Here is an 8698-nt window from a genome sequence, read left to right as displayed (position 1 = left end):
CTTCTGCTGCATCATTAGACAAGTGGTAATATCCATAGTCTTTACGATTTTCAGCTAAATAAGTCATAAACTCTGCCAAAGTACGTGTCCATGTTGGGCGGCCGTGTTGGTCATTGACCACTGTAAGAGTTTTATGAGTCTTAGCGAGATTTTGCATCGTAAAAACAAAGTTTTTTCCATAGTTACCAAACACCCAAGCTGTACGAATGATATAGTAGTTAGAAACATGCTTCTCTACTAATTCTTCCCCCATCCGTTTTGTACGACCATACTCAGTTTGTGGATCTGGTTGATCATCAACCTCCCACTCTTGACCGACTGGTTTCTCGCCATCAAATACATAATCTGTTGAAATATAGACGAGAGTTGCACCATGCTTTTCAGACGCTTTAGCGACATTTTCTGTACCAGTCACATTAATAGCATAGTCAAGCTCTTTACCTTCGTCCTCAGCAGCATCAACAGCCGTGTAAGCAGCACAATGATAGACCAAGGTTGGTTTTACTTCTGCAAAAACGTCATCAACTTTCTCAGCATTTGTAATATCCATTTCTGCCACATCTACTGCTACATACTCTTCGTTGCGCTCATCAAGAAGATGACGAAGTTCAGTCCCTAGTTGACCATTGGCACCTGTAATTAAAATCATAATTGACTCCTTGTTTTTACTTCTATTTGATTATACCAAAAAAAGCAGAAAAAATCTGCTTTTATTTGCTTTTCTCCTTAATAAGATAGACTGGTCTTTTCTTGGTTTCCATAAAAATCTTTCCGATATATTTCCCAAGTATGCCAATGGTAACTAATTGAAATCCACCAAGGAAAAGCACCACCGTCATAAGAGACGTCCAACCAGATGTTGGATTCCCCATAATAAGAGTTCGAATGAAAAAGAATGCCAATAGTAAAAATGCCAAAATGCAGGACAAAACTCCCCCTATAAATGCGATATTTAGTGGAGTATCAGAGAAATTAACAATCCCTTCGATAGAATATTTAAAGAGAGACCAAAAGTTCCATGAGGTTTCACCCGCTACTCGTTCAACATTTTTATATTCAAGATAGTCTGTTCTAAAACCAACCCATGAAAAAATTCCCTTTGAAAAACGATTGTACTCAGAAAGTTCTAGTATAGAGTCCACCATTGGGCGACGCATCAGTCGAAAGTCTCTGGCTCCATCAACCATTTCAACCTGACTGATACGGTTAATCAGTTTATAAAATAGCTGGGCAAAAAAACTACGAATTGGTGGCTCCCCTTCTCTCGTAGTCCTACGTGTTCCTACACAGTCCAAATCAGGATCACTATCCAGCCTTTCAATCATCTCCAGTAGCAATGCTGGCGGATCTTGCAGATCCACATCCATTACTGTAACTAATTCTCCACTAGCATGCTGCAGACCTGCATATAAAGCAGCTTCTTTTCCAAAGTTTCTAGAAAAGGAAAGGTAGTGTGCATTAGAATCTCTAGTATTAAGTTCCTTTAGGACCTTGAGAGTTCTATCTTTGGACCCATCATTGATAAAAATATATTCAAAAGTATGCTCTGTTTGTTTACGTACTGTTTCCATTGCATCATAAAAAAGTGGAATACTTTCTTCCTCGTTATAACAAGGAACGATTACAGAAATTGTCATTTTGATCTTGCCATTCATTGTAATTTATTGTTAAAGTTTGAATCCTAAAACACAAACCAACTCACTCCATTATAACAAAAAACTAGGTAAAAACCTAGTCTTTTTCTATTTAATCACTTCTTGCGTTTTCGCATAGTTGGCTTCGACTGCTTCTTTTTCAGCTTTCCACCAGTCTTGGTTGTCTGTGTACCATTTGATGGTTTCTTTGAGGCCTTCTTCGAAGTTGGTGAATTCTGGGCGCCAACCGAGCTCATCACGAAGCTTGCTAGCGTCAATAGCATAGCGCAAGTCATGACCTGCACGGTCTGTGACGTGGTCATAAGCGTCAGGTGCTTGTCCCATTTCTTTGAGGATGAGCTCTAAGACTTCCTTGTTATTCTTTTCACCGTCCGCACCGATCAGATAAGTTTCACCAATCTCACCCTTGGTCAAGATGGTCCAAACACCTGAAGAATGGTCATTGGTGTGGATCCAGTCACGCACATTTTTCCCCTCACCGTAGAGTTTTGGTTTGATCCCAGAGAGGATGTTGGTAATTTGACGTGGAATGAATTTTTCGATGTGTTGGTAAGGACCGTAGTTGTTGGAACAGTTGGAAATGGTTGCTTTGACACCAAAAGAACGCACCCAAGCCTTGACGATCAAGTCAGAGGCTGCCTTGGTTGATGAATAAGGCGAACTTGGGTTGTACTTGGTTTCTGCCGTGAATTTCTCCCCTGGGCCTTCGCCATGTCCTGGTAAGTCTTCCCGTAAAGGCAGGTCACCGTAGACTTCATCCGTAGACACGTGGTGGAAACGGATATCGTATTTGCGAGCCGCTTCTAGCAAGGTGTAAGTCCCGATAAAGTTGGTATGGATGAAAGGAGATGGGTCGTTCAATGAATTGTCATTGTGGCTTTCTGCGGCGTAGTGGACGATAGCGTCAGCCTTAGCAGCTAACTTGTCAACCACTTCTGCATCCGCAATATCTGCTACGACCAACTCCACACGGTCGCCCAGGATTTCCTCGATATTGGCCCGGTTGCCCGCATAGGTGAGCTTGTCCAAAACGGTGATATGCACGTCTGGGAAGTTGTTATAAACATAGTGGACAAAGTTGGAACCGATGAAACCAGCCCCACCTGTCACGATGATGTTTTTGTATTCAGTCATTTTTTCTCCAAATAGTTTTTAGTGTTGATTGTTTCTTAAATCAATCTTTTTTTAGCTTTCCTTAGGTGAGTACGGAAGTTAGGTGAAATTATCCAGTGGATGATTTCAGAAATCCAGGAAGTTCCATGACTAAGTTTTGAGCCTAATGTCTCAAAACTTCCGAGCACCTGAAACAAAATAGTTCAGGTGCTTTTCTCACGGCGGAAAGCTAAGCATATAGCTCACTTCGCTCGTTTATAGCAAAGCTAAAAACTATATAATGATGTTCTTGATTGTTTTAAGAGCAACATTTTTACAAATCTTCTGCTTTTAGGGGTTTGACGTCTTTGAGCAAAGGATGGTTCTTGTCTGCTTCTGAGACTTCTGCTTCTGCTAGGTTTTCCCACTGGATGCCTAGGCTTGGGTCAGCATAGTTGACGAAAGCGTATTTTGGCTTGAGCTCTAGAGCCCAGTAGTCGTTGACCAAGTAGCTATAAGACACCTTATCAGACAAGACTTGAAAACCATTCGCAACACCGCGAGGCACGAAAATACCCTTGGAAGCATCAATCACGGTCTGGTAAACATTTCCGAAGGTTTCTCCTTCACGGAGGTCAACCCAAGACCCCAGAACCTTCCCTTCATCCGCAACGGAGATGTACTTGTCCCAAGGCTCCGCATGAAGGCCACGCAAAACATTTTTCCGTGAAAAAGACACATTGTTTTGCAACTTGCCTTCCGCAAAGAAGCTTTCAGGAAATCCTAGAGGAAGCATTTTTTCCTTTTGGAAATTTTCCTTGAACCAACCGCGGTTGTCTCCATGAACAGGAATGTCGAATTCTAACATCCCAGGGATGGCTTCAATAGCCTTGGCTTGCAGTGTTTTACCAAAAAAGTTATCTGTCATTAGGCTTCTCCAATCAAACGGAGCAGGTATTGCCCGTATTCATTTTTCTTGAGGGGTTGGGCTAGTTCTCGCACCTGTTCTTTGGTGATGTAACCCATGCGGTAAGCAATTTCTTCTAAATTTGCTACCTGAACATTTTGCAAGCGTTGTACGGTTTCGATGTATTGAGCTGCCTCCAAGAGACTTTCATGCGTCCCTGTATCCAACCAAGCAAAGCCACGGCCCATAAGCTCAACAGACAGGTCCCCACGCTCTAAGTAGGCCTTGTTGACATCTGTGATTTCTAGTTCCCCACGAGGACTTGGCTTGATGTTTTTGGCGATTTCTACCACATCATTATCATAGAAATAAAGACCAGTCACTGCAAAGTTGGATTTTGGATGTTCTGGCTTTTCTTCGATAGAAATAGCGTTCATGTTTTCATCAAACTCCACCACACCGAAGCGTTCTGGATCCTTCACTTGGTAGCCAAAGACAGTCGCTCCTTTTGCTTTACTCTCTGCACGTTGAAGCATCGCTGTCAACCCATTTCCATGGAAAATATTATCACCAAGAACCAACGCAACACTGTCATCACCGATAAATTCTTCTCCGATAATAAAAGCTTGAGCCAAGCCGTCAGGACTCGGTTGAACGGCATAAGAAAGTGAAATACCAAATTCCGCTCCATCTCCCAACAACTCTTCAAACCGTGGCAAATCTTGAGGTGTTGAGATGATTAAAACCTCCTTTATTCCCGCCAACATAAGAGTTGAAAGCGGATAGTAAATCATCGGCTTATCGTAAATCGGCATCAGTTGTTTTGAAGCAGCACGTGTCAAAGGATACAAACGAGTTCCTGAACCACCTGCTAAGATAATCCCTTTCATACTAAGATAACCTTTCTGTGTTCTATTCACTACTATTTTACCATTCTTTTCTAAAAAAATCAGCATTCTTAGGTTAGTTTTTGGGAAAATATCAGCATTTAAACAATAAAATTCCTTACACCAACCTCAATCTCCAATTTACGCTTAAAATGAATCCCGATGACAACATTTCGTTACTCTTGTTTTTATCAAACAATTCAATGATTCGCCATTATTATCATCTAGAATGTTCTGAAAATAGTTTGAATATTTCTTTGATCAAAAACCTTTTAGCAAAATAGTACTGATTAATCAAATCATCTAAAAAGTAAGTAAAAACATAACGCAACTTCTATCTCACTTCATATTATACTCAATGAAAATCAAAGAGCAAGCTAGGAAGCTAGCCGCAGGTTGCTCAAAGCACTGCTTTGAGGTTGTGGATGGAACTGACGAAGTCAGGAACCATACCTACGGTAAGGAAAAGCTGACGTGGTTTGAAGAGATTTTCGAAGAGTATTAGTATATTTTACAATACATCACTATAGCAAGTGCACTCTCAACGTGAGATTCAATAAAGTGTATGAAGAACTCCGTCAAAGCTATTCTCTTCCACCCCGGACTCCGCCTTAACTTGATTGCATTTCATCAAGTCATAATAGTTAACAAAAAGCCAAAAAATACCCTATGTCAATCCTGCATTAGGAGTTTACATAGGGTATTTTCTTTTATTGATTTATAAAACTGAGGCTTTTACTAACGAATTCCTAATGCAATTCGTGCATAACGACTCATTTTTTCGACAGTCCAAGCAGGAGCCCAGACCAATCTCACCTCAGTTTTCGTAACCTCATCCACCTCACGCATTACGTCGTAAATTTGATCTGTAAGCAAGTCAGCTAATGGACATCCCATCGTTGTCAGTGTCATGTCAATTTCAGCTTCTCCTGTCTCACCGTTAAATCGAATTTCATAGACAAGACCTAGATTGACAATATCTATCCCCAATTCTGGATCAATAACATCTTCTAGAGCATCTAAAATTTTATTTTTTATCTGTTCAATCTGCTCTTCGGTATACGCCATAATGCACTTTCCTTCCTATTTGAAATTATATTATTAACTTCAAATCCGTTAAATACAATCATTTCTTTTTTAATTAAGAGTTTGTTCGTTTAGTCTTCCATAAAATCACGAAGCGGTTTACTACGACTTGGATGACGTAGCTTACGAAGTGCTTTTGCTTCAATTTGACGAATTCGTTCACGTGTAACATTGAAGACTTTACCTACATCTTCTAGTGTTCGCATTTTTCCATCATCTAAACCAAAGCGAAGTCGAAGTACATTTTCTTCTCGATCTGTCAAGGTATCCAATACTTCATCCAACTGTTCGCGCAAGACAATTCGTGTAGTATAATCCACTGGATTCTCAATTACTTCATCCTCAATAAAATCTCCCAAATGACTGTCATCCTCTTCTCCAATAGGAGTTTCAAGAGATACCGGTTCTTGAGCGATTTTTAAAATCTCTCGTACTTTATCTGGAGTCATATCCATCCGTTCCGCAATTTGTTCTGGAGTTGGTTCATTTCCAAGTTCCTGTAAAAGATTGCGTTGCTCACGAACCAATTTATTAATGGTTTCCACCATGTGTACTGGAATTCGAATCGTACGGGCTTGATCTGCAATGGCACGAGTAATGGCCTGACGAATCCACCAAGTTGCATAAGTTGAAAATTTGAATCCTTTTGAATAATCAAACTTATCAACAGCTTTCATCAATCCCATGTTCCCCTCTTGGATCAAATCCAGAAACTGCATCCCACGGCCAACATAGCGTTTCGCAATGGAAACAACCAAACGAAGATTGGCTTCTGCCAAGCGCTGTTTTGCCTCGACATCTCCTGCTTCAACTGCTAAAGCAAGTTCCTTCTCTTCCTCATTGGTCAAAAGGGGAACAACACCGATTTCTTTCAAATACATACGAACGGGATCATTTACTTTAGCTGAAGTAGAACCTAAGAGTTCTTCATCACTCAGCTCTTTTTCTTCCTCCTCGGCCTGCAATACACGAGCACTTGGATTTCCTTCCTTATCTGTGATCGCTAATCCAGCATCCTGGATACGTTGAAAAAGATTTTCAATCCCTTCTGCATCCAAAGTGAATGGAATAACTAAGGCTTCCGTAATGTGTTCATCAGTTACAGTTCCAGCTTGCTTATGATTTCGAATAAATTCAGCCACTTGAACATCAAATGTTGTTACTTCTTTTTGTTTTTTGGACATATATTACTCCATTTTTCTTTTTTGAGCAATGAGCTTTTCTAACTCATCTGTTGCAGTATCAAAGTCACCCTGATGAGACGCTTCCCGAACACGTCTTCCCATCAATGTCGTTTCCCTCTTCAAACGTTCTGTTTCTCGGATTCGTTCAACCTCATCTAACTCCTCTTGCGTCCAGTCTGCTGGAAGATTTTGCTCTAAGACCCCATACCAAGCTCTCTGAGTTTCTTCTGGTAACATCGCTAAATCCTGTGAAGTCACCTCACCATTATCACAAAGAATCTGATAAAGGCTGGCTAGTTCAGGAGTATCAAATGAAAAATCCTCTCGTAAACGGTAATTATTTAATAAGACAGAGTTGTATATCATTCGATTAAGCAAATGAGATTCCGCTAAAATCAAGCGAGAAAGCTGCTTACTAACAGGAAGCTCCACAATTGCTTGTTTTTTAATGGTATTTCTTATTCGTTTTTCTTGTCTTTGATTAACTCTGACATCATTAATTGTTGACTCTACCTGTTGGTAATCAAAATCTGGTAGCAACTCTACCAATTTATAAATATAAGTATTTTGAGCTGTCAAGGATGGTTCTTGAGCTATTATAGGAGATATCTGTTCAACAAAAGAAATTTGCGCTTGCAGGTTTTCTAAATTATCAGGTTTCAGATGTTGAATTAGGAACTCTATTTTACTTATTCGCGTTTTTTCTAATAAAGTTTTTAATTCATTTGCAGAATTTTTTTGAAGAAACTCATCCGGGTCCATTCCGCCAGGTAGGGTAACTATATCGACCGAAAAATCATCTAATTCTGACAATGCTTTTTCAGTTGCGGCTTGCCCAGCTTTATCGCCATCATAGGTTAGAATAATCTTCTTAGTAAAACGCTTCAGGTGCTCAACATGTTCATGACTTAGCGCAGTTCCCATAGATGCAACAGCATTTTCAATACCAGCTCTGTATGCTGCAATTACATCCATATACCCTTCCATCAGGTATACTTCATGATATTTTTTTATACTTTGCTTCGCCTTGTCTAGATGGTATAACTCAAAACTTTTGTTAAAGATTACGGTTGATCTTGAATTTTTATATTTTGCGATAGGCTGACTTCCATCAACTGGTTTCCAAATACGACCTGAAAATGCCACTACTTTTCCTTGGTCGTTTGATAAAGGAAACATAATACGATTTGAGAAAGCATCGTATACTTGATTACTATCCGTTAGATTAAAAAGACCTGAGTTGGCTATAGTCTCTTCACTAAATTTTTCTCCTACTGACTGATAAAGATAATTTCCCTTTTCTGGGGCAAGGCCTAACTGAAAATGTTGAATAATCTCATCCGTTAAACCACGCTGATAGAGATAAGCTCGTGCCTCTTCTCCCATTTTAGTTGTCATCAGATAAGTATGATAAAATTTTGTAGCGATTAAATGGATATCATATAACTCTTGATGTGGATTTTTCCTAGTTTCCATATCGAAGTTAGCTACTGTATTGGTCACTATCCCTACTCTATCAGCTAGTAATTGGACAGCTTCTCGAAAGCTGATTCCTCGGTATTCTTCCAAAAACTTGAAGACATCTCCCGATCTACCGCAACCAAAACAATGATAAAATTGCTTATCCTCAACAACATTAAAAGAAGGTGTCTTTTCACCATGGAAAGGGCACAAACCTAAAAAGTTATGCCCTGACTTAGTTAGAGCTACAACTTCACCGATTAGTTCGACGATATTGACATTATTTTTAATCTCTGCAATGAGTTCTTTATTCAAATCGCCAATACCCCCATTTAAACATAAAATATCACTATCCATTATACTCCAATTCGCTAAATTTGTAAAATATTTTTCACCTTAATTTGAGATGTCCCAGGACTTTGACAC

At 39.7% G+C, this 8698-nt stretch carries 8 protein-coding genes; all 8 read right to left on the bottom strand.

Annotation, left to right across the window (positions count from 1 at the left end):
• On the bottom strand, positions 1-649 hold a 649-nt coding region (gene rfbD, locus STRDD10_RS00620; protein WP_231853332.1), incomplete at its 3' end, for a dTDP-4-dehydrorhamnose reductase.
• 61 nt (positions 650-710) lie between these two features.
• Positions 711-1637 carry a glycosyltransferase family 2 protein gene (locus STRDD10_RS00615; protein ID WP_067192994.1) on the bottom strand — a complete coding sequence of 309 codons (927 nt, stop codon included), beginning with the start codon at positions 1635-1637 and terminating at the stop codon, positions 711-713.
• Between the two features lie 105 nt (positions 1638-1742).
• Positions 1743-2789, bottom strand: coding sequence for a dTDP-glucose 4,6-dehydratase (rfbB, locus tag STRDD10_RS00610; RefSeq protein ID WP_067100571.1), 1047 nt, complete (start codon positions 2787-2789; stop codon positions 1743-1745).
• A gap of 292 nt (positions 2790-3081) precedes the next feature.
• A complete protein-coding gene (locus STRDD10_RS00605) occupies positions 3082-3675 on the bottom strand; it encodes a dTDP-4-dehydrorhamnose 3,5-epimerase family protein (RefSeq protein WP_067100569.1) in 594 nt (197 codons plus the stop codon).
• Positions 3675-4544 carry a glucose-1-phosphate thymidylyltransferase RfbA gene (gene rfbA, locus STRDD10_RS00600; protein ID WP_067192194.1) on the bottom strand — a complete coding sequence of 290 codons (870 nt, stop codon included), beginning with the start codon at positions 4542-4544 and terminating at the stop codon, positions 3675-3677. The genes STRDD10_RS00605 and rfbA overlap by 1 nt, the downstream gene beginning before the upstream one ends.
• Before the next feature lie 735 nt (positions 4545-5279).
• On the bottom strand, positions 5280-5609 hold the full coding sequence (locus STRDD10_RS00595; RefSeq protein ID WP_067192192.1) for a metal-sulfur cluster assembly factor: 330 nt from the start codon (positions 5607-5609) through the stop codon (positions 5280-5282).
• An 89-nt stretch (positions 5610-5698) separates the two neighbouring features.
• Positions 5699-6811: an RNA polymerase sigma factor RpoD gene (rpoD, locus tag STRDD10_RS00590; RefSeq protein ID WP_067192189.1), complete on the bottom strand. Its 1113-nt coding sequence runs from the start codon at positions 6809-6811 to the stop codon at positions 5699-5701.
• A gap of 3 nt (positions 6812-6814) precedes the next feature.
• The gene (gene dnaG, locus STRDD10_RS00585; RefSeq protein ID WP_067192187.1) at positions 6815-8629 is read right to left on the bottom strand and encodes a DNA primase; all 1815 of its coding nucleotides are present in this window, start codon (positions 8627-8629) and stop codon (positions 6815-6817) included.
• Between the last annotated feature and the right edge of the window lie 69 nt (positions 8630-8698).

The sequence above is a fragment of the Streptococcus sp. DD10 genome, from assembly GCF_001578805.1.
GTDB lineage: Bacteria > Bacillota > Bacilli > Lactobacillales > Streptococcaceae > Streptococcus.
The sequence above is the reverse complement of the archived record's forward strand: the minus strand, read 5'-3'. Positions and strand labels throughout refer to the sequence as shown.

Bases quoted from the DNA above. Each gene is read 5' to 3' on its own strand.
- STRDD10_RS00615 (WP_067192994.1), bottom strand. From the start codon at position 1,637: ATGACAATTTCTGTAATCGTTCCTTGTTATAACGAGGAAGAAAGTATT.
- rfbB (WP_067100571.1), bottom strand. From the start codon at position 2,789: ATGACTGAATACAAAAACATCATCGTGACAGGTGGGGCTGGTTTCATC.
- STRDD10_RS00605 (WP_067100569.1), bottom strand. From the start codon at position 3,675: ATGACAGATAACTTTTTTGGTAAAACACTGCAAGCCAAGGCTATTGAA.
- rfbA (WP_067192194.1), bottom strand. From the start codon at position 4,544: ATGAAAGGGATTATCTTAGCAGGTGGTTCAGGAACTCGTTTGTATCCT.
- STRDD10_RS00595 (WP_067192192.1), bottom strand. From the start codon at position 5,609: ATGGCGTATACCGAAGAGCAGATTGAACAGATAAAAAATAAAATTTTA.
- rpoD (WP_067192189.1), bottom strand. From the start codon at position 6,811: ATGTCCAAAAAACAAAAAGAAGTAACAACATTTGATGTTCAAGTGGCT.
- dnaG (WP_067192187.1), bottom strand. From the start codon at position 8,629: ATGGATAGTGATATTTTATGTTTAAATGGGGGTATTGGCGATTTGAAT.